The organism is Caulobacter sp. FV1ye6ST (genome assembly GCF_058681225.1).
In genome coordinates this window covers 3,199,323-3,219,255 of record NZ_CM178733.1, presented here as the reverse complement: position 1 = coordinate 3,219,255, position 19,933 = coordinate 3,199,323, and the positions used below count along the sequence as shown (strand labels likewise).

Annotated in this window: 18 protein-coding genes; 6 read left to right on the top strand and 12 right to left on the bottom strand. The window is 68.2% G+C overall.

Translation table 11 applies throughout. The features are described 5' to 3' along the window. Positions 1–129 precede the first annotated feature (129 nt). The 4 genes from ACW175_RS15465 to ACW175_RS15450 all read right to left on the bottom strand — a co-directional run bounded on the left by ACW175_RS15465 (position 130) and on the right by ACW175_RS15450 (position 7,325). Complete coding sequence (locus ACW175_RS15465) at positions 130–1,614, bottom strand: alpha,alpha-trehalose-phosphate synthase (UDP-forming) (protein ID WP_492100937.1); 1,485 nt, start codon at positions 1,612–1,614, stop codon at positions 130–132. Beyond that, positions 1,611–2,405, bottom strand: a complete 795-nt coding sequence (gene otsB, locus ACW175_RS15460; RefSeq protein WP_492100936.1) for a trehalose-phosphatase — start codon at positions 2,403–2,405, stop codon at positions 1,611–1,613. Before otsB ends, ACW175_RS15465 begins: the two co-directional genes overlap by 4 nt. A 116-nt stretch (positions 2,406–2,521) precedes the next feature. Then, positions 2,522–5,422 (bottom strand): TonB-dependent receptor, encoded by a 2,901-nt coding sequence (locus tag ACW175_RS15455; protein WP_492100935.1) that lies wholly within the window; start codon positions 5,420–5,422, stop codon positions 2,522–2,524. 91 nt (positions 5,423–5,513) lie between these two features. Then, the gene (locus ACW175_RS15450) at positions 5,514–7,325 is read right to left on the bottom strand and encodes a glycoside hydrolase family 15 protein (protein ID WP_492100934.1); all 1,812 of its coding nucleotides are present in this window, start codon (positions 7,323–7,325) and stop codon (positions 5,514–5,516) included. Between the two features lie 210 nt (positions 7,326–7,535). Here ACW175_RS15450 and ACW175_RS15445 point away from each other — a divergent pair, with 210 nt between their 5' ends. From ACW175_RS15445 to ACW175_RS15435, 3 genes are all read left to right on the top strand, one after another. Continuing rightward, positions 7,536–9,101, top strand: a complete 1,566-nt coding sequence (locus tag ACW175_RS15445; protein WP_492100933.1) for a L,D-transpeptidase family protein — start codon at positions 7,536–7,538, stop codon at positions 9,099–9,101. Positions 9,102–9,241: 140 nt separating this feature from the next. Further along, positions 9,242–9,886, top strand: coding sequence for a peptidoglycan L,D-endopeptidase MepK (gene mepK, locus ACW175_RS15440; RefSeq protein ID WP_492100932.1), 645 nt, complete (start codon positions 9,242–9,244; stop codon positions 9,884–9,886). A gap of 95 nt (positions 9,887–9,981) precedes the next feature. Next, positions 9,982–10,326, top strand: coding sequence for a hypothetical protein (locus ACW175_RS15435; protein WP_492100931.1), 345 nt, complete (start codon positions 9,982–9,984; stop codon positions 10,324–10,326). Between the two features lie 95 nt (positions 10,327–10,421). On the opposite strand, the gene ACW175_RS15430 is transcribed toward ACW175_RS15435, so the two are convergent. Next, the gene (locus tag ACW175_RS15430) at positions 10,422–10,610 is read right to left on the bottom strand and encodes a hypothetical protein (RefSeq protein WP_492100930.1); all 189 of its coding nucleotides are present in this window, start codon (positions 10,608–10,610) and stop codon (positions 10,422–10,424) included. Between the two features lie 134 nt (positions 10,611–10,744). On the opposite strand from ACW175_RS15430, the gene ACW175_RS15425 reads away from it, so the two are divergent. From ACW175_RS15425 to ACW175_RS15415, 3 genes are all read left to right on the top strand, one after another. Continuing rightward, entirely contained in the window at positions 10,745–11,239 is a 495-nt protein-coding gene (locus ACW175_RS15425) for a hypothetical protein (RefSeq protein WP_492100929.1), read from the top strand. A gap of 279 nt (positions 11,240–11,518) precedes the next feature. Continuing rightward, a complete protein-coding gene (locus tag ACW175_RS15420) occupies positions 11,519–12,529 on the top strand; it encodes a sensor histidine kinase (RefSeq protein ID WP_492100928.1) in 1,011 nt (336 codons plus the stop codon). 245 nt (positions 12,530–12,774) lie between these two features. Beyond that, a complete protein-coding gene (locus ACW175_RS15415) occupies positions 12,775–13,149 on the top strand; it encodes a GFA family protein (protein ID WP_492100927.1) in 375 nt (124 codons plus the stop codon). A gap of 54 nt (positions 13,150–13,203) precedes the next feature. On the opposite strand, the gene ACW175_RS15410 is transcribed toward ACW175_RS15415, so the two are convergent. The 7 genes from ACW175_RS15410 to ACW175_RS15380 all read right to left on the bottom strand — a co-directional run bounded on the left by ACW175_RS15410 (position 13,204) and on the right by ACW175_RS15380 (position 19,875). Then, positions 13,204–14,244 (bottom strand): substrate-binding domain-containing protein, encoded by a 1,041-nt coding sequence (locus ACW175_RS15410; protein ID WP_492100926.1) that lies wholly within the window; start codon positions 14,242–14,244, stop codon positions 13,204–13,206. A 123-nt stretch (positions 14,245–14,367) separates the two neighbouring features. Then, the gene (arsC, locus tag ACW175_RS15405) at positions 14,368–14,781 is read right to left on the bottom strand and encodes an arsenate reductase (glutaredoxin) (RefSeq protein WP_492100925.1); all 414 of its coding nucleotides are present in this window, start codon (positions 14,779–14,781) and stop codon (positions 14,368–14,370) included. Next, entirely contained in the window at positions 14,778–15,440 is a 663-nt protein-coding gene (locus ACW175_RS15400) for an MIP/aquaporin family protein (protein ID WP_492100924.1), read from the bottom strand. The genes arsC and ACW175_RS15400 overlap by 4 nt, the downstream gene beginning before the upstream one ends. Further along, a complete protein-coding gene (locus ACW175_RS15395) occupies positions 15,437–15,766 on the bottom strand; it encodes an ArsR/SmtB family transcription factor (RefSeq protein WP_492100923.1) in 330 nt (109 codons plus the stop codon). The genes ACW175_RS15400 and ACW175_RS15395 overlap by 4 nt, the downstream gene beginning before the upstream one ends. A 52-nt stretch (positions 15,767–15,818) precedes the next feature. Further along, the gene (locus ACW175_RS15390; RefSeq protein WP_492100922.1) at positions 15,819–17,189 is read right to left on the bottom strand and encodes an efflux transporter outer membrane subunit; all 1,371 of its coding nucleotides are present in this window, start codon (positions 17,187–17,189) and stop codon (positions 15,819–15,821) included. Next, a complete protein-coding gene (locus ACW175_RS15385) occupies positions 17,189–18,301 on the bottom strand; it encodes an HlyD family secretion protein (RefSeq protein WP_492100921.1) in 1,113 nt (370 codons plus the stop codon). Before ACW175_RS15385 ends, ACW175_RS15390 begins: the two co-directional genes overlap by 1 nt. Next, complete coding sequence (locus ACW175_RS15380) at positions 18,298–19,875, bottom strand: MFS transporter (RefSeq protein ID WP_492100920.1); 1,578 nt, start codon at positions 19,873–19,875, stop codon at positions 18,298–18,300. Before ACW175_RS15380 ends, ACW175_RS15385 begins: the two co-directional genes overlap by 4 nt. Positions 19,876–19,933: the final 58 nt, after the last annotated feature.

The window sequence follows — 19,933 nt, the reverse complement described above, 5'->3', positions numbered from 1 at the left end:
CTGTCATCCCGGCCGCGGCGAAGCGGAGATCCGGGACCCAGGGGCAACCGCGATGCGCCGGCCCCTGGGGCCCGGACAGCCTCCGCGAGGCTTCCGGGACGACAAGTTGGGGTGCTTTCGAGGTAACGCTTAAGCCCGCATAGCCTTTGCTTCCTGCCCGGCCTTCAGCGCCTTGGTCGCGACATCCAGCGTTCGCACCTTCGCCGGTTCGTCCGGCTCGTCGCCATCCGGGCCCGGCCGCGCGCGCAAGGCGGTGACGAAGTCGTCGCGCCAGGCGGTGACGTCCTCGCGGCTGACATTGTCGAACAGCGCTTCCCAGCGCCGGCGGCGTTCGGGCAGCTCCATCGACAGGGCCCGCTCCAGCGCGTCGGAGATCTCTTCGGGGCTGTTGGGGTTGATGATCAGGGCGTCCTTCATCTGCCGCGCCGCGCCGGCGAAGCGCGACAGGATCAGCACGCCGGGATCGTCGGGGTTCTGGGCCGCGACATATTCCTTGGCCACCAGGTTCATGCCGTCGCGCAGCGGCGTGACCAGGGCAGCGCGGCTGGCGCGATAGATCCCGGCCAGCTCGTCGCGGCGGTAGGAGCGGTTCACATAGCGGATTGGTGTGGAGTCCATCTCCGCATAGGCGCCGTTGATGCGGCCGATCAGGCCGTCCAGTCGTGCGCGCAGATCCTGGTAGGCCTCGACCTCGTCGCGCGAGATCGGGGCAATCTGCAGCAGCATGACGTCGCGCACCATGTCCGGATGGTCGGCCAGGAAGCGCTCGAAGCCGATCAGCCGCTCTTCCAGGCCCTTGGAATAGTCCAGACGATCGACGCCGACGATCATCTTGCGGAAAACGCTGTGGGCCATCATCCGATCGTAGACCTTGCGGGCATTCTCGCCCTGGACGATCTGGGCGAAGTCGGCCGCGTCGACGCCGATCGGGAAGGCCGCGGCGCGGGTGCGCTGTCCGAACGCGACCAGTTCGCCGCGCTCGTTCTTGTGGCCGTTCACTTCCGAGAAGACGTAGCCCTCGAAGGCCTGTAGCGACTCTTCGGTCTGAAAGCCGATCAGGTCGTAGTGGAACAGCGCCTCCACCAGCGCCCTGTGGCGCGGCAAGGTGGTGACCAGCTGATGGGCCGGCCACGGGATGTGCAGGAAGAACCCGATCCGGTTGGTCACGCCCATCCGCCGCAGTTCGCGGGCGACCGGGATCAGGTGATAATCGTGGACCCAGACGATGTCGTCCGGCTCGATCAGCGGCAGCAGGGTCTCGGCGAAGCGCTTGTTTACCCGGTCATAGCCTTCGCCGAACGAGCGGTCATAGGCGGTCAGGTCGACGCGGTAGTGGAACAGCGGCCACAGCGTCTTGTTGGCGTAGCCGTTGTAATATTCCTGGTAGTCGGTTTCCTCGAGGTCGACGGTGGCGACCGTGACGCCCTCGATCCGCTGCATGTTCAGCTGGCCGGTGAACTCCGGAATGGTCTTGCCGCTCCAGCCGAACCAGATGCCGGAATATTCGCGCAGCGCTGCGGCCAGGGCCATGGCCAGGCCCCCGACGCTGCCTTCGCCGCCCTCCGCCGGGTTCGGCGGATTGACGCGGTTGGAAACGACGATCAGCCGGCTCATGCGGTGACCTCGACAACACCTTGGGCCGCGGCGAGGCCCTCCAGCCAGGAGAACACGGCCTTGGTGTCCTTGAGGTGATAGCGAGCTTCGGTCGGGCGGGGCGCGCCGACCAGGACGCCGAACCCGCCCAGGCGGTTGACGGCGGCGAAGCCATCCTCGTCGGTCAGGTCGTCGCCGACGAAGATCGGCGTCGACCCCAGGAAGGGGGCCTCGCGCAGGAAAGCGGTCACGGCCGCGCCCTTGTCGGCCCCGGGCGTGCGCAGCTCGACGACCATGTCGCCCAGCTGGAGGACAAGGCCGGTGGATTGCGACAGGCGCTCGCCAGCCTCGATCACCGCCTCGGCGCAGGTCGGGGCGTTGCGATAGTGAAGGGCGACGGACAGGCCCTTGTCCTCGAACAGCAAGCCGCGCTCGCAGTGGGCCAGCTCGACCAGGATGCGGCGGGCGTCCGCCAGACCGGCGTGGGGCTCGCGCTCGACCACCTGGCCGTCGGCGCTGCGGCGCACCAGGCCGTGTACGGCTCCGATCGCCGGAATGGCCCCGTCCAGGATGTAATCGAGATTGGTCAAGGCCCGGCCGCTGACCACGGCCACACGGTCCTCCAACGCGTCGCGCAGACGCGCCAGAATCCGCGCGCGGCGCGGATCGGGACCCACGTCGTCGGGACGCGGCATGATCGGCGCCAGCGTGCCGTCGAGGTCGAGAAACAGCGCCGATCGGCGCGGCAACGCGAGGGGCGGGGGCGCGAGATCGACAGATTCCGGGCGCGAGACCGTGTGAGCCGCGGTCATGGCGAGAACCCCCTCATCAATAAGCAACATCCGCCAAGAACGCCGAACAGCCTGGTTCGATCCCGCGAGACGGTGAAGCTCACGGGTTTTTCGCGGAGGCCTGGCGGTGGGCGCGGCTAGAACAGCAGCTTACGGACGTTGAATGACACCACTCGGCCGCGCGGGTTCAGGTAGTCCGGCTGGTAGGTCAGGGGGACCGCGCCGGTAGCGTCGCGGACGGTCTGCTGTTGGTCGAACAGGTTGTTGACCGACAAGGTCAGGCGCGTGCCCCGCAGGATCGGATGGGCCTGGACCAGCTCCCGCCGCACGCCCAGATCGGCGAACAGGCGCAGGTTGATCGTCGCCAGGTCCGAGAAATCCAGATCGGTCGACGCGCCGCCGAGGCCCGCGCGCACGTGGGTCGCGCTCTGCCAGTTGGCCGAGACGCGCGCGCCCAGGCCGTAGCGGGTGATCCCCGCCTGGGCCTCGACCTCGTTGCGCGGCTGACCGCCGCCCGAGCCCAGAACGTCGCCGTCCAGCAGGTCCAGGGCTGGAACGCCATCGGCGATCGTCACCCGCTCGCGCAGGTGGACGGTGTGGAAGAGCGCCAGCTGCAGCCGCGTGGCGCGTGGATTGCCACCGCCGCCGCCTCGGCCGCCGAAACCGACGCCGCGTCCGCCGCCGCCGCCGCCGAAGCGGGGACCATCGCCGCCGCCGCCACGGTCGCCGAAGGTCGGGCGCGGCGGCTCCTCGCCGGTCTGGGCGGGCGGGTTCTGCTGCGTTTGGTTCTGCGCCGGGTCGTCAGGCTGCGGCGCGCGGGTGGGTTCGCCCGTCGCGGCGCCAGGCGAGCGACGCAGGAGCTCCGCGCCCGGGATGCTCGTCCCGTCCTGGCGTTGGCCGCCCACGCCCTGGCCGCCTTGCCGTCCGCGCCAGCCGCCGGGCGGCGGGGGCGGGGTCTTGCCGATCTGGCGCGAGAAGTTCAGGCCCCAGCGGATCTGCTCGCTCTCGCGCTTGGCGAAGTTGACCGGGCGGCTGTCGATGCGGGTCAGATTGCCGTCGGCGTCGCGCGTGAAGCGATCGGGGAAAGCGGCCTCGACCGCCGCCGTGGCGGCCGGGAAGCCGGCCACCGGGTTGTCGATGCGGATGCGAGTGTAGTTGGCGGTCAGAGACAAGCCCTGGATCTTCTCGGGCTTGAAGCTGGCGCCCAGCTTCAGGACGTTGCGCTCCTCGGCCTTCAGGTTGGGATTGCCGCCGCTGATCCGGGTGACGTCGACGCTGACCCCGCGCACATAGTCGAAGACCTGGGCGTTGGGCGTGGTGACCAGCGGATTGCCTAGCTGGGCGATGCTGGGGGCGTTCTCCTGGCGGGTCATCGAGACGATGAAGCTGACCGGCTTGACCGGCGACCAGTTCAGACCGCCGCCGATCGTGGTCAGGGTCCCGAAGTCCGACACCTGGCGGGCGGCAAGGTTCAGGTTGGCGGAGAGGTCGCCGATCCCGGCCCGCACGCCCTTGCGGCGGCTGGCCAACGGCAGGTCGAAGCTGACCTGGGTGCTGACGTCGCCGCGCGACTGGTCGCTGTCGGCCTCCACGCCATTTCGGAACGACTTGGCGTCCAGCTTCGTGCCGCTGACGCCGAGCTTGAAGGTGGTCGACAGATCCCCGGCCTTGAACTTGGCCAGCGCGCCGTTGGCCACGAACTGCAGGTCCGCCGTATCGGTGGTGGAGCGGGCGCGGTCTTGCGTCAGGGACAGGCCCGACAGCGGCGCGAACGGGTTCAGGGTCGGGTCCAGCGCCGTCAGGCGGGTCTGGACGCCGGTCAGGTCGACGCCGCGGTCGGTCTGCGTCCTGCTGATCGCGTGGTCGTAATTGCCGGTCAGCGACAGGCGCAGGGTCTCGGTGTCGCGGTTCAGGGTGAAGCCGGCGTGGCCCGCGAGATTCCGGCTGGTCTGCTCCAGCGGCGCCAGCTCGCCCAGATAGCGATACAGCGCCACGGCCTGGCTGAACGGCGAGAACGGGTCGCCGCCGGGGATCAGCAGCCGCGCCCGCGCCGGACCCAGCAGCGCGTTGTTGCGCGAGGCGGTCAGGCCCAGGTTCAAGGTCGCCGAGACATTGTCGAGGATGTAGCGGTTGGTGACGCTGTTGATGCTCAGCTGCTGGTTTTCGGGCAGCAGGGTGCGGCTGTCCGAAAGGTCGCTGGTGTTGGCCACGTTCGGCGCGAAGGCCGACAGGGCGGGGCGACCGCTGGCCGCCGAGCCCGGAACGCCGGCCACGGTCACGGGCGCTCCGACCAGGGCGCTGAACGCCGGGTCGATCTGCGTCGCGCCGGGCAGGGCGGGGCCGATATTGCCCACGAGGTCATAGAGGCCGCTGTTGTCGCGGCTGATCAGGTCGCGGTCGCTTTCCAGCAGTCGGTCGCTGTTCTGGATCTTGACCGCGATATTGGTGCGGCCCTGGCGGTTCAGCTGGAGGCGGCTGTAGTTGGCCATCTCGCTCATCTGGCCGCCCGCCGTCGAGCCGCCGACCTGGCCCTCGACCGTGGCGGCGCGGAAGCGCTGGCGCAGGACGACGTTCACGACTTTCTGGTCGGCGGAGTAGCCGTATTTGAGCGCGACCTCCTCGGGCAGGATCTCGACCCGCTGGATGGCCTCGGTCGGGATGTCGCGGATCTCGCCCATGCCGGAGATGCGGCGGCCGTTCAGCAGCACGACCGGATCGCCGCCCAAGCCGCTGGTGGTCTGGGGCGTCAGCTCGGTCAGCAGGTCGGTGATCGACGAGACCCCAAACGAACGCACGTCGGCGGCGCTGAAGGTTTCTTCCGGCGGGATATCGCCCATCACCGCGCCGTAGGGCTTGCCGCTGGCCGTGATGGTGACGGCCTCGACCTCGGTGTCGAGGTCTTCGGGCGTCACGGGCTTGACTGACGGCTTGGCGGATTGCTCGGCGGGGGCGGGGACAGCGGGCCTTGTCGCCTGCGCCTGTGCGCTCGCGGCCACACAGCTCAGGGCGCCGGCCAAGGCCAGTTTGCGGCTCGACAAAGAGCGTCTCCGATTTTCGAACGTCCCATGTTCGCAGTTGCCCGCGCGTTGTGACGGCCGGATGTCAAAGCCGCAACACGGCTCGTCAGGTCTAGCGGACCGACGTCCACGGTCGGCTCAGCAGCACCGCGCAATTGATCAATCCGACCAGGGAATAGGTCTGGGGATAGTTGCCCCAAAGCTCCCCGTCCGCGAAGCCGATGTCCTCGGAGAGCAGGCCCGCGCCGGTGCGGCGCGAGAGCATGTCCTCGAACAATGCGCGGGCCTCATCCGAACGACCCGACAGGTGAAGCGCCTCGATCAGCCAGAAGGTGCAGATGTTGAACGCCGTCTGGGGCGAGCCGAAGTCGTCGGGGGTGGCGTAGCGTAGCAAGTAAGCCCCGCGCCGCAGCCCATCCTCCACGGCCTTCAGGGTGGCGACATTGCGCGGGTCGTCGGCCGTGTGGAAACGCAGGTCCACGAGCTGCAGCAGGGAAGCGTCCAGTTCGTCGCCCTCGAAGGTGGCGGCGAAGCGGCCCAACTCGTCGTTCCAGGCGCGGTCCTCGATGACCTGGCGCACCTGGGCGGCGCGGCCGTTCCACAGGGCGGCCTTCTCCTTCAGGCCCAGCTTCTCGGCGGCGTTGCCCAGGCGGTCGCAGGCGGCCCAGCACATGGCCGAGGAATAGGTGTGGACATTGGCCCGGCCCCGGAACTCCCACAGGCTGGCGTCGGGCTGGTCGTGGAGCTGGAAGGCCCGCTCGCCCACCGGTTCCAGCGCCTCGAAGTCCTCGACCGTGGCCGGGCGCAGCAGGCGCTCGTCGAAGAAGGCCTGGACGGTCGACAGCACGATCTGGCCGTAGACGTCGTTCTGGATGTGCTCGAAGGCCTGGTTGCCCACCCGGACCGGCCCCATGCCGCGATAGCCAGGCAGGTCGGGGGCGAAGCGCTCGGTCAGCACCTCCTCGAACCCCACCCCGAACAGCGGCTGGATGTGGCCGCCGCCGGCCCGGTCGACGATGTTGCGCAGGTAGCCGAGATAGTTCTCCAGGACGTCGACCGCGCCCAGCCGGTTCAGCGCCTGGACCACGTAGTAGGCGTCGCGCAGCCAGCAGTAGCGATAGTCCCAGTTGCGGCCGCTGTCGGCGTGCTCGGGGATCGAGGTGGTCAGGGCCGCGACGATCGCGCCGGTCTCTTCGTGCATGCAGAGCTTCAGGGTGATGGCGGCGCGGATCACCGCCGTCTGCCAATCCAGCGGCACGGCCAGGCCGCGCACCCACTGCTTCCAGTAGCTGTCGGTCTCGCGCAGCATCCGCTCGCAGGTCGCGCCGATATTGGCGTCGAAGCTCTCATCGGCGCCCAGATACATCGCGATCGGCCGCTCGAGCCGGAACGTGCGCTCCTCCAGGATGTGCGAGACCGGCGCGTCGGTGGTCAGACGCAGGGTCATGTCCGAGCAGAGATAGCGGATGTGGTTGGAGGCCGAGGTGTGCTCGGCGATCTTGGCGCCCCAGCCGGCGGTGGGCCTCAGGCGCAGGGTGATCCGCGCCACGCCGACGATCGGCCGGATCAGGCGGATGAAGGCGGTCGGGCGGAAGGTGCGGCCGAACTGCTGGTAGCGGGGGGCGAAGTCGAGAATCTCGAACCGGGCCCCGTCCTCGTCGGCGATCTCGGTGCGCAGGATCGGCGTGTTGCGCAGATAGCCCTGCCGCGTCTCGGCGCGGCGATCGACCTGCACATCCCAGACGCCCTTGGCCTCGGCCCCCTCGATGTCGGCATTGTCGAGCAGGGCGCTGAACACGGGATCGGAATCCACGCGTGGGGCGCAGCCCCACACGAAGCGGCCGTGGGTGTCGATCAACGCGCTGACGGCGCAATTGCCGATCGGATACAGGTCGAGAGTCTTCTGATGCAAAGCTTTGTCCATCGCCTTTGGCCGGGTTGTTTTCCGGCGGTCCCCGTTTTGAATGAAACCGACGGTGTGGCTCGCGGGTTCCTGTTATTGGAAAACGTCTTCGAGAGAGGCGGGAAGGGCTCGCCTTTCACGCTACCTTCGTTGACGCGGAGGGCCGACGCCGGCCATCTGGAAACCTTAACGCGGTTTGGCCGCGGGTATATACGGGCGGGCAGTTCGACGGTGATGCGAGTTTCGAGACCTTGCGGCGTCCTGGCGGCGGCGATCAGCCTGCTGTCCCTGGAGGTCGCGCAAGCTCAGCCGTCGATGGCCCAGTCGCAGCGTCCGCCCTTGGCGGGCGGCCGTGCTCCGCAGATGGCGCCCCAGATGACGCCCCAGTCCGTCCCGCAGATCCAGGCCCCCCGGTCGTCGGTGATCCCGCCGGACTATTCCAGCATACAACTGCGGTCCGAGCAGATCGACCTGCTGCGTCAGGTCCTCGGCGACGCTTATCTGCACGGCTTCGAGCCGGGAGCCTTCGCGCCGGATCAGGCGATCGCTCAGCTGCAGTCGCGCGACGCCATGACCCGCATCGTCGGCCAGACCCAGCTGATCAACCTCGCCCTGGCCTATGCCCGCGCCGTGCGCTCGGGCCGCTTGCCGGTCAGCGGCTTCATGAACGAGTGGGGCCTGCGCCCGGCCGCCTATGACCCCGCGCCCGAGTTCTACGCCGCCGTGCAGCAGGACCGGCTGGCCGCGTGGCTTGGCACGTTGCCGCCGCCCTATACCGGCTACCAGACCCTGCAGAAGGGGCTGGTCACCTATCGTGACATCGCCGCCAGGGGCGGATGGGCGCCGCTGGCCGCCGGTCCGGAGCTGAAGGAAGGCTCGACCGGTCCGCGCGTCGTGGCGCTGGAGGCCCGCCTGGCCGCCGAGGATCCGACCATCGCCGTCGACGCCGCGCCGATCTTCGACATCGCCCTGACCCAGGCCGTGCAGCGCGCCCAGAAGCGTTTCGGCCTCAATCCCACCGGGATCGTCAACAAGGCCACGCTGGACGCGCTGAACACGCCGGTCGAACGCCGCATCGACCAGATCACCGCCAACATGGAGCGCTGGCGCTGGCTGCCGCAGGTGCTGCCGGCCGACCGCATCCAGGTGAATGTCGCCGCCGCCATCCTGTCGGTGTTCAGCCACGACACGCCGACCCTGACCATGCGCGCGGTCACCGGCCGTCCCGGCGACGAGACGCCGATGCTGACGTCGATGATCCACTCGATCGTCCTGAACCCGCCCTGGAACGTGCCGTCCTCGATCGCCTCCAAGGAGCTGTGGCCCAAGGAGCGCAAGAGCCCTGGCTATCTCAGCCGCAACGACTTCATCGTCATCCCGACGGGCGACGGCGGCTCGCGCCTGCAGCAGAAGGCCGGCCCCAAGGCCGCCCTGGGCAAGCTGAAGTTCGACTTCAACAACCCCTATGGCGTCTATCTGCACGACACGCCCAGCCGGGCGCGCTTCGACAGCTTCAGCCGCCTGGCCAGCCACGGCTGCGTGCGCCTGCAGAAGCCGGTCGAGCTGGCCAAGGCCCTGCTGGCTGGCGATGCGACCTGGACGCCGGAAAAGATCGACGAGACCCTGGCCTCGGGCGACACCGTGCGGGCCAAGCTGCCGCAGCAGATCGCGGTGTTCCTGCTGTACTGGACGGCCTATGTGACCCCCGACGGGCAGGTCAATTTCCGCGAGGATCCTTATGGCTGGGATCGCGAGCTGGTGCAGCGTATCGCCGCACTTCGTCCCGGCTCAGCTTGATTTCTTGAACTTTATGGGATGTCCTCCCGACCATCGAGCCTGCCTGAGCAGGCTCGACTTTATAGTTGAAAGCGCCATGGCCGCCGAAACCGGCGACCATTTTCGGCTATAGCGCTTTTGTGTCGGGATAGGGCGTACGCATGGATCGACGTAAGCTGCTTCGTATGGGGCTCGGCGTGCTTGGCGCCGGCCTGCTGCCGGTCGCGGACGCCCGGGCCGATGACGACATCATCGGCCAGATCCTGGAAGGTAAAATCCCGCCGGCCGCTTCGGTTCCGCCGGTAGGCTTGCGACCGACGACGGTTGAGACCTTTGCCTCGAATTCGATGGTCGAGCCGCGCTGGGTTCACCTGCGCAACATCCACACCGACGAGAAGCTGGAAGCGGTCTACTGGGACAAGGGCGAATACGTGCCCGACGCCGTCCAGGCCCTGAACAAGGTGCTGCGCGACTATCGCAACGACGAGACCCATCCGATGGACACGGGCCTCTACGACATCCTCGACCAGATCCGAGCCAAGACCCAGAGCAAGTCGCCGTTCCAGATCATCTCGGGCTATCGCTCGCCGGCCACCAACAAGCTACTGTCCGAGCGCAGCGGCGAGGTGGCCAAGCGCAGCCTGCACATGGACGGCAAGGCCATGGACGTGTTCCTGGAGGACGTCGACCTGCGTTACCTCCGGGCGGCGGCCCTGGACCTCGGGCGCGGCGGCGTCGGCTACTACCCGACCAGCAACTTCGTCCATGTCGATGTCGGTCCGGTTCGCCAGTGGTCGGGAACTTGACCTTTCCCGTATAGGCCGAAACGGGTAACCAAGCTCTAGTTGAAGCGTTTAGAGCATGGTAGCCGGCTTACTTCGGCGTCAGGGAATTCCGTCATATGAGCGAGCGTCGCGGCAATCCTTTCGGTTGGGTGTTCCTCGGCTTCATCATCGGCGTCCTGGCGACGTTCGGCGCGATCCTGTTCCTGACCGCCGGCGACGGCGGCTACGAAGATGGCCCGTCCGAGACCCGCAGCGCCGCCGATGACGCCGCCTCGGCCGCCATGGCCGCCAAGTCGGCCTCGTCCCAGCCCGCGCCGCACAAGGTCGAGACCCCGGCGCCGGTCGCCGACGCTCCGGTCAGCGCCATGCCCGCCGACCGTCAGCCCAGTCCCGCGCCGACGCTGGACCCGCAGGTGGCGGACGACGCGGCGGCGGCGGGCATGACCTCGCGCACGCGGTAGCGGCGCGGAGGCGTTCGCCTGCGTTGCGAGCGGACGTTGTGGGTTTCTGACTAGGGTGGGAAGAAGTCACCCCCAGACCATAGTCGCCACAATTTCTAGGGAGCGGGCTGCTCGCGCTGACAGTGGCGGCACACGGTGGCGTCAGCGTGGATTTTTGACATGCAGAAGCTGCAGTCCTTGGGCAGATTCTGCTGCAAGGCCCGAAACAACCGACCGGTCAGCCGACCAGCTTGACGGGCCGTGGACAGTTGCGTCGGCTCATCCTTTTTTACGATCTCGTTCATTGCCCCTCCGCAAGCAGATCCAAAATAATGCGTTGTCAGGCTCCGATTGTCGAGATTGGCGTATGTGCCTGCCCCCTACTTCAAACGTGGCGGCGACGGAGTAGAATCAGGCACCGTCCCGATCGGGAGGGGCCATGACACCTGAAGAACTTGAGATCGCGCGCCAGACGCTGATCGCGGCGCAGCAACAGGCCGTCGCGGCTCAGGCCCAAGTCGATTGGGCGAAATGGCAGGTCTTTTCCAACTTCGCACTTGCCCTAATCCCGGTGGGCACGGTGATCTGGCAGGTGGGGCAGCAGGACAGATTGCGGTTCGATACGAGCTACAACCTGACGGGCAGCGACAGCGAGTTTAGCTCGGTCGCGATCTTCAACCTGAACCCTCGCGATATTCACGTCACCCATTGGGTAGTCTATAGCGTCGAACGTAATCTGTTCCGACGCCGTAGAAAGGAGCTTGAAGCATCCGCGCTAGATTCTGAAGGACTGCAAATTCCAGCCTTTGGGCAGGTCGCGCTCCATCTTGACGCTTCCGGTAAGCTCGATTGGAACGCTGAAAAAGCTCTCTGGTTGATCATGCATATTGCTGGTCGGCGCAGAGCCTACAGGACGCGGTTCTATCCTAGCTGACCCGTCGCTTGCTCCAGACCGCCCCTTAATCCAAGCGGCCGTACGGAATGTCCGAGAAGGGTCGAAAGCGGCCTTCGCTCCCGGCCCCGAGATCGGACCTTGGCCCCAGCAGCCTTGCGCCAACACCGTATCCTTGCGTTTTCACGCCGTCGTTCAGGCGGTCAGCCGCGGACATTCCTCCTAGAATCCCTAGGCTTGACCACAAGGATTGGTCCATAGAGTGTTTTAAGGCCAGGACGAGATCAATGCCGACCGTCTGGCGCGATGCGATCGTCTTCCATGCCTAAATCCATTGATGAGTTCGACTGGGCCGGCACGCCTCTGGGTCCCATGGACTCGTGGTCTCCGGCATTGCTGACTACCTATCAGATCCTGATGGGAACGGGTTTCGCCGCCTGCGCGACCTGGGGCCCCGAGCAGACGCTGCTCTATAACGCGGCCTATATTCCGTTTCTCGGCGCCAAGCACCCTGGCGCGCTGGGTCAGCCTATCGATGTCGTCTGGCGAGAGGTCTGGGACGATATCCGTCCGCTCGTCGCACGGGCGTTGGACGGCGAGCGGGTCTATCTCGAGGATCTGCCGCTCGTCGTGGAACGCTGGGGCGCGCCGGAGGAGACCTACTGGACCTTCTCGTACAGCCCGCTTCGGGATGGCGAGACGATCGTGGGCATGCTGGATATCGCGATCGAGACGACAGGGCGGGTAAAGGCTGAACGGCACCGGCAGCTGCTGGTCGAGGAAAGCGGCCACCGGGTCAAGAATACGCTGGCCCTGGTCCAGTCCGTCGCGCGCCAAAGTCTCAAGGATGTGGCCGATCGAGAGGCGGTGGATCGCTTCGAGCAACGCTTGCTGGCCCTGGCCCGCGCGCAGCAGGCCTTGCAGAAGAGCTCCGGGACCGGCGGAGACCTGGGCGAGGTGATCTCGCTGGCGCTGAGTCATCTGACCAGCGAGCGGGTCGCGCTCACGGGACCGTCCGTGATCTTGTCGGCCCGGGTGGCGCAGTCGGTGTCTCTGATTGTCCATGAACTGGCGACGAACGCCTTCAAGTATGGGGCGCTGTCCGTCGCGGGCGGCGGGGTGTCCGTGAATTGGGAGGTCGCCGACAGCCGACTGGCCTTGACGTGGGTCGAGCGGGGCGGGCCCGAAGTGACCGCCCCGAAGCGAACAGGCTTTGGATCGAAGCTCCTGCGGCGCGGGCTGACCGGCGACGGCGCCGTGGACCTTAGCTACGATCCGGCGGGCTTCCGCGCGGTGTTCTCGCCGACCCTGGCCAGCTTGCGAGAAGACTAGAGCATTTTTCGATCCAATTGGATCGGTGAAATGCTCTAGCCTCTTGTTTTGACGCATTTTCTGACGACGAACCGGTACCCACTTCGTCGGAAAATGCTCTAGCGAGCTGGATCGGGAGGCCTGGGGTGCTGACTTGCGACAATCCGGCTCACCGACCCCATTACCCTGCTGACACATAGCTGGCGGCAGGGCAGGCGCAGTTTCCCTTGATCACTCAAAGGATTGAGCGATCAAGGAGACGCCCATTGGCGATCAAGAGCGCGACCATCAAGGGGAGCTGCCTGTGCGGCGGGGTCCGCTTCGAGCTGTTCGAACCGCCGTTGCTGATGGGAACCTGCCACTGCTCGCGGTGCCGCAAGGCCGGGTCGGGCGTCTACGCCTATGTCCGGGCCGAGGCGTTCCACTGGCTGACGGGGCAGGAACTTTTGACCCGCTACCGCCCCAAGCCGCCGTTCCGTTTCACGCGGAGCTTCTGCAGGCGTTGCGGAACGTCGCTGGGCGATCCCGACAGCGGCCGGATCCTGGCCATCGCCGCCAGCTGCCTGGACGACGATCCGTGCGTGCGGGTCGGCTTCGACGAGTTTCTCCCGGACCGGGCGTCCTGGGAGAAGCCGGAATAGAAAAAGGCGGCCCCCGGAGGGACCGCCTTTCCAAGTCCAGGTTCGAGGCGAACCCTATTCCTTCGGCGCGGCCATGGCCGGCAGGGCGCCCGCCTTGGCCTTCATCTGGGCGTGCACCGCCGGCGGCAGAGGGATCAGACCGCGGCCTTGCAGGTAGCCGCCGCGACCCGTGGCGGCGTCCGACACGAACTCGGCGACGAAGTCCTTCAGGCCCGGCGTCACGCCGACCTGCGACTTCTTCACGTAGATGTAGAGCGAGCGCGACAGCGGATACTGGCCGCTGGCGATCGAGGCCGGCGTCGGCTTCACGCCGTTGATCGCCGCGCCCTTGATGCGCGAGGCGTTTTCTTCCAGGAACGAGTAGCCGAAAACGCCCAGGGCGTTCGGGGTCTTCTCGATGGTGCCGACGATGGCGTTGTCGTTCTCGCCCGCGTCGACCCAGCCGCCGTCGGTGCGCATCGGCGAGACGGTGGCCTTGAACTTCTTCTCGTCGCTGGACTTCAGCGCGGCCAGGAACGGGATCTTCGAGGCGCCGCCTTCCATGGCCAGCTCGATGAAGGCGTCACGGGTGCCCGAGGTCGGCGGCGGGCCGTACACCAGGATGCGGTTGGCCGGCAGGGCGCCGTTGACGTCCTTCCAGGTCTTGTAGGGGTTCTTGACGGTCGCCGTACCCTTCGCGCTCTGGTCGGCCAGGCCCATATAGAGCTGCTCGAGCTTGAAGTTGTAGTCCGGCGACTTCTTGTCGGCGGCCACGACGATGCCGTCGAAGCCGATCTTGATCTCGACGATGTCCTTCACGCCGGCCTTCTGGCAGGCCAGGAACTCGGACTTCTTCATCGGACGCGAGGCGTTGGCGATGTCGGGGAACTGCTCGCCGGCGCCGCCGCAGAACATCTTGATGCCGCCGCCGGTGCCCAGGCTCTCGACCTTGGGCGACTTCTTGCCGGTCTTCTTCGAGAAGTTTTCGGCGACGCGGGTGGAGAACGGGAAGACCGTCGAGGAGCCGGCGGCCCAGACGTAGTCGCGAGCGGCGTGCGCCTGATCGGCGACCGCGAGCAGAGCGATCGTCGCGACCGCGCCAAGAAGCTTGTTCATGTCGTCAAATCCTGTGTGGTCCGGAGGACGTTGGGACCCTGCCGGAGCAATGCACGGTCTTTTGTCACGGTTCCGCGACAGTTTTGCGACGCAGTATCCGTGGTCGGACGATATCGCCCCGGATCAGCGCTGGACGACCTCGCCATCCTCCTTGGTGAAGCTGGCCGGCGCGTGCTCCAGCACGTCATAGACCGCCTCCGACGGACGGGCCAGGACCACGCCCTTGGGGGTCGAGACGATCGGGCGATTGACCAGGATCGGGTGTTCGACCATGGCCGCCAGGATCGTATCGTCCGAGACCCCCTCGGCCAGCAAGCCCAGTTCCTCGGCGGGCGCGCCCTTCTCGCGCATCAGCGCGCGGACGGAGAGGCCCGACCGGGTCGAGAGGTCCAACAGCAATTCTCGGGTCCAGCCGGTCTTCAGGTACTCCACGACGTTCGGCGCGTAGCCGGCTGCCTCCACCATGGCCACGACGTTGCGCGAGGTGCCGCATTTGGGGTTGTGGTAAATCGTGATCGGGAAATCGGGGGCGGTCATGCGGGCTCCTGCTTGAACATCCAGTCGAAGACGACGACAGCCGTGGCCGCGCCGACCATCTGACCCAGGACGAAGCCCGGGATCGAGGCGGGCGCGATGCCCGAGAAGGTGTCGGTCAGGCCGCGCGCCAGGGTCACCGCTGGATTGGCGAACGACGTCGAGGCGGTGAACCAGTAGGCGGCGGTGATGTAAAGCCCGACGCAGACGGCTGTCGCCTCCGGCCGGAACCGCGAGGTCCCCAGGATCGTCGCCATCAGGCCGAAGGTGGCGACGGCTTCCGACAGTCCCTGCGCCCCGCCGTCGCGGGCGTGGGTCGAGATCTGGATGATCGTCTGGCCGAACATCGCATGGGCGATCCAGACGCCGATCAGGGCGCCGACGACCTGGGCGAGGATGTACAGCGCCGCGTGTCCGGGCTGGACCTCGCCGCGCGCCGTCATGGTCAGGGTCACGACCGGATTGAAGTGCGCGCCGCTGACGGGTCCGAAGATCGTGATCAGCACCGCCAGGGCCGCGCCGGTGGCTAGCGTGTTGCCCAGCAGGGCGATGGCGTCCTCGTGAGGCGCCAAGGTCTGGCCCATCACGCCGGAGCCGACCACGACCGCCAGCAGCAGGGCGGTCCCCAAGGTTTCGGCGGCGATGCGTCGGGCAAGGGTCATGCCGGCGCCTTGCAGATGAAGGCCGAGGTCGGCAGGCAGGCCTCCGGCGCGCCTTCGCAGCAGTCCTCGGCGAGATAGGCGATAAGGTCGCCCATCGCCGCGTAGTCGGCGGCGTGCAGGATCGAGCGGCCGTCGCGTCGCGAGCGGGTCAGCCCCGAACGCTCCAGGATGGCCAACTGGCTGGACAGTGTGCTGGGTGGCGCGCCGGTCAGACGGGCGATCTCGCCGGCCGGCAGCCCCTCCGGACCGGCCTTGATCATCAGCCGGAAAGCGGCGAGGCGGGCGGGGTGCGCCAGCGCCGACAGCCGTTCGATCGCGTTTTTCATTTCCATATTTCGAGAATAATCGAAATGTTCCTTATGCTCAAGCCTGCGAGCCTTACGGCGTCGGCGTCCAGCCGCCGCCCAAGGCGCGGGCCAGGTCGATGGCGGCGAGGGCGCGGGCCTCGCGGGCCTGGATCACCGCCTGGTCGGCGGCCAGCAGGCCGCGTTCGGCGTCGATCTGCTCCAGGTACGAGGCGTAGCCGGCGCGATAGCGGTCCTTGGCGCGGCGGGCGGCCTCGGCGATGGCGGCGCGTTGGGCGCTGATCTCGGTCTCCTGACGCTGCAGGGCGTCGACGGCGCGCAGGGCGGTCTCGGTTTCGGCGAAGGCGTTCAGCACCACGCCGCGATAGCTGGCCGCCGCCTGGGCCTTGCGGGCTTCCGAGGCCTGGACCTGGGCCTTTAGCCGGCCGCCGTTGAAGATCGGCTGAGCCAGGCCCGCCCCGACATTCCACAGAGCGACCGGATCGGGCAGGGCGTCGGTAAAGACCCGGTCGGTGGAGACCGATAGCCGCAGCTGCGGCAGCAACTGGGCGCGCGAGGCGGCCAGGCTGGCGTCGGCGGCGATCAGGCTGTCCTGGGCTTGGGCGATGTCGGGCCGACGGGCCAGCAGGCTGGCCGGGGCCTCCACCGGGATCGGGGTCTTCAACAGGCCAGCGAGGTCGCCGCCGCGCGCGACGGGGCCGGGCGGATCGCCGGTCAGGGCGCTGATCGAGGCCTCCAGGCGGGCGATGGCCAGCTCCAGGGCCGGGACTTGGCGGCGGACTCCCGCCAGCTCGGCCTGGGCCTGGTCGCGTTCCAGCTTGGTGGAGTAGCCGGCCCCCTCGCGGCGCGTGATCACGTGCAGCCCGGCCTCGCGGGCGGCGATGGTCTGTCTGGCCACGGCCAGCTGGGCGTCCAGCGAGAGCAAGGACACATAGGACCGCGCCACGGTGGCGGCCACGGCCAGGCGAACGCTGTCGCGGGCCGCGGCGCTCGCCTGCAGGCTGGCGCGGCCGGCGGCGTCGAGGTTGCGGACCCGGCCCCAGAGGTCGACCTCGTAGGCCACCCTCAGGCCAAACTGCTCGGCGGTCGACTCGTAGGAACGGCCAAAGGCGTCCAGCTGCCGCGAGCCTTGCAGACCGGCCACCGCGTCGACCGTGGGAACGAGGGCCGAGTGGGCCGCGCGGGCCAGGGCGCGGGACTCGTCGACCCGAGCCGTGGCCAGGGCGATGTCGGCGTTGCGGGCAAGGGCCTTGTCGACCAGGGCGTTCAGCCGCGCATCGCCCAGCAGGGTCCACCAGTCGGCGGCGAGCGCGCCCTGAGCGCTTGGCGTCGTGCGCCATGCGGTCGGCGGCGGGACGGGGGAGGCGGGGCGCTCCGGCGTGGCGGTGGTCGCGCAGGCCGACAGCGCCGCGCCGGCCAGCAACAGAGGCAGCAAGCCGCGCATCAGCGGCCGCCCTTGGTGTCGACCTTGGCCACTACCGACATGCCCGGCCGCAGGCGCGCGGCCAGAGGCTGGCCCGGGCTGATGGTGATCTTGACCGGGATGCGCTGGGCGACCTTGACGAAGTTGCCAGTGGCGTTCTCGGGCTTGATCACCGCGAACTCCGAGCCGGTGGCGGGGGCGAGATCCTCGACCACGCCGCGCAGCTTCGCCTTGCCCAGGGCGTCGACCGTGAAGGTCACCGGCTGGCCGACGGTCATCCGGGCGGTCTGGGCTTCCTTGTAGTTGGCCGTCACCCACAGGCGGGCGGGGACCAGGGCCAGCAGCTGCGTGCCGGCCGAGACGTATTGGCCCAGGCGCACGGAGACTTCGCCCAGCTGGCCGTCGCGCGGGGCGCGGATGATGGTGTTGTCGAGATCGATCTGGGCCAGGCGCAGGGCGGCGCGGGCGGCCTCGACGGCGGCCTTCAGGCCATCGCGCGAGACGGCGACCGAGCGGATGTCCTGGCGGGCGATCTCGCCGCCGGCGGCGGTCTGGCGCACGGCGGCCTCGGTCTGGCGCAGGGTGGCCACGGCCTGGTCGCGCTCGCGCAGCGACACCGAGCCGTCGGAGGCCAAGTCCTGGATGCGCGCCAGGTCGGCGCGGGCCCGGGCGGCCTGGGCCTGCGCCGAGGCCTGCTCGGCCTCGCGGCCCAGGAGCGCGGCGGCGCGGGCCCGCTGGGCCTGGTCGGCATTGGCCAGGTCCGCCTCGCGCGCGGCCAGGGCCGCCTTGGCCTGCTCGACGCGGGCCCTGTAGATGCGGTCGTCGATGCGGGCCAGGACCTGACCCTGCTTGACGCGGTCGAAGTCCTGCACCGCCACCTCGACCACATAGCCGTTGACCTGCGGGGCCATCACCGTGACCTGGCCGCGCACATAGGCGTTCTCGGTCACCTGCAAGGTCGTGGCGAACGGCGGCAGGCGCCAGACGAACAGGACCACCAGCACGGCCGCGACGGCGGCGGTGACGGCGATGGCCAGGGTCCCCGGGCTGACATGCGTCGGATGGCGCAAGGCCTCGGCGGCTTCGGGGGAAGGCGCGCTTGGGGGCGAGGGAGCGGCGGTGGCGTCGGTCATGAGGCGGCCCTTTGCGCGGCTTTCATCTTGGCGATGGCGCGGAGCGTGAAGATCGCGGTGCCGACCAGGGTCAGCATGGCGAGGACGAGCAGGACGAGGAAAAGGTCGTTGTAGGCCAGGATGTTGGCTTCGCGGGCCGCCTGGCCGACGACGGCCGCCGGGCCCGCGCGCAGGCGATCGGCGACAAACGGGATCGTGGCGTCCAGCTGGCCGACCAGATGGGCGTAGTGGAAGCGCATCCGGTCGTACTGGAATGTCTGGGCCATGGCGGTGGCGAACAGCGCGCCCAGGTTCTGGGTCACGGCGAACGAGACGATCAGGGTCGGGAACGAGCGCCAGCCGCGCTGCAGCACCTGGACGAAGCCGATCAGCAGGGTGGGGGCCAGGACCATGGCGTTGGCGAAGCCCAGCATGGCCTGGCTGACATAGAGCTGAGCCGGGCGGGTCAGGTCGTTGGAATGGCTGTCGATGAAGGCGGCCGCGCCGATCAGGACCACCGCGATCATGATCTGGAAGAACACGGTCTGGGGACTGATCGTCAGGGCGCCAACCACCGCGCCGGCCAGGGTGGCCAGGGCGATCACGACATAGAGGTCCCGGGTCTGCTCCTGGCCCATGCCGACGGTGGCGAGGAGCCCGGCGGCGCCGACGCTCTGCTCGGCCAGCAGCACCCGCGCCAGGAAGGCGATCAGGATGAAGCCGATGAAGTCGGGCGTAATCGCCCAGCGCAGGTCCAGCAGCGGATTGGTCCGATGCCATTCCAGCGCCAGGGCCGCGATGATCAGCACGGCGGCGACGGCCAGGGCCACGCCCAGCCACGGGGTCGCGAACCACCACTCCAGCCGTCCCTGGCCCAGCACGGCGCAGACCAGGGCCAGGCCGATGGCGATCAGCGGATAGGTGACGAAGTCCGCCCATTCGAACACCTTCAACCGCTCGGACGGCGGCAGGCGCAGGGCCAGGACGGCCGACAGCGTGACCAGCACGAGGGCCAGCTCCATCAGGTAGAGCGTGCGCCACTGGCCCAGCTCCAGCAGGTCGGGCGAGACGCAGCGGGCCAGGGGCGTGGCGACCAGCGGCACGCCGAAGGCCAGCACGAAGGCCGACAGTCGCCGCGCCGCCGGGAAGGCCTGCAGCAGGTAGAAGATCGCCAGGGTGGTCAGGGGCGCGGCGGCGACGCCGCTGGCGGCGCGCACGACCAAGGCCGAGGCGAAGTCGTTGACGAACAGGTGGGCCACGACGGCGGCCAGATAGGTCCCCAGCGCCAGCTGGACGAACAGCCGAAGACCGTACTGCTGGCGAAACTTGACCAGGATCAGGTTCATCGAGACCGAGGTCATCACATAGGCGGTGGGCAGCCACGAGGCCTGGGCCGGGTCCAGGCCCAGCGTGCCCTGGATGCTGGGCAGGTTCACCGTGATCAGGGCCGTGCCCATGGCGCTGGTGAAGGCCAGCAGCAACCCGACGCAGCCATAGGCGACGCGGACGGGCAGGGCGAAGTCGGGCGTCGCCGGCGAGCCGGGGAACATCGGCCGCTCGTGCGGTCGCAGGCTGTCTATACCGGGATGACTCATGCCGCCGCCCTCATCGCCTTAGCTGTAGCGCGCGGACGGAGGCGGGGCGAGAGGGGGG

Excerpts from the sequence above, each read along its gene's own strand:
- otsB (WP_492100936.1), bottom strand. The coding sequence starts at position 2,405 with ATGACCGCGGCTCACACGGTCTCGCGCCCGGAATCTGTCGATCTCGCG.
- ACW175_RS15380 (WP_492100920.1), bottom strand. The coding sequence starts at position 19,875 with ATGAGTCATCCCGGTATAGACAGCCTGCGACCGCACGAGCGGCCGATG.
- ACW175_RS15465 (WP_492100937.1), bottom strand. The coding sequence starts at position 1,614 with ATGAGCCGGCTGATCGTCGTTTCCAACCGCGTCAATCCGCCGAACCCG.
- ACW175_RS15390 (WP_492100922.1), bottom strand. The coding sequence starts at position 17,189 with ATGCGCGGCTTGCTGCCTCTGTTGCTGGCCGGCGCGGCGCTGTCGGCC.
- ACW175_RS15400 (WP_492100924.1), bottom strand. The coding sequence starts at position 15,440 with ATGACCCTTGCCCGACGCATCGCCGCCGAAACCTTGGGGACCGCCCTG.
- arsC (WP_492100925.1), bottom strand. The coding sequence starts at position 14,781 with ATGACCGCCCCCGATTTCCCGATCACGATTTACCACAACCCCAAATGC.
- ACW175_RS15420 (WP_492100928.1), top strand. The coding sequence starts at position 11,519 with ATGCCTAAATCCATTGATGAGTTCGACTGGGCCGGCACGCCTCTGGGT.
- ACW175_RS15425 (WP_492100929.1), top strand. The coding sequence starts at position 10,745 with ATGACACCTGAAGAACTTGAGATCGCGCGCCAGACGCTGATCGCGGCG.
- mepK (WP_492100932.1), top strand. The coding sequence starts at position 9,242 with ATGGATCGACGTAAGCTGCTTCGTATGGGGCTCGGCGTGCTTGGCGCC.
- ACW175_RS15410 (WP_492100926.1), bottom strand. The coding sequence starts at position 14,244 with ATGAACAAGCTTCTTGGCGCGGTCGCGACGATCGCTCTGCTCGCGGTC.
- ACW175_RS15450 (WP_492100934.1), bottom strand. The coding sequence starts at position 7,325 with ATGGACAAAGCTTTGCATCAGAAGACTCTCGACCTGTATCCGATCGGC.
- ACW175_RS15385 (WP_492100921.1), bottom strand. The coding sequence starts at position 18,301 with ATGACCGACGCCACCGCCGCTCCCTCGCCCCCAAGCGCGCCTTCCCCC.
- ACW175_RS15435 (WP_492100931.1), top strand. The coding sequence starts at position 9,982 with ATGAGCGAGCGTCGCGGCAATCCTTTCGGTTGGGTGTTCCTCGGCTTC.
- ACW175_RS15395 (WP_492100923.1), bottom strand. The coding sequence starts at position 15,766 with ATGAAAAACGCGATCGAACGGCTGTCGGCGCTGGCGCACCCCGCCCGC.
- ACW175_RS15430 (WP_492100930.1), bottom strand. The coding sequence starts at position 10,610 with ATGAACGAGATCGTAAAAAAGGATGAGCCGACGCAACTGTCCACGGCC.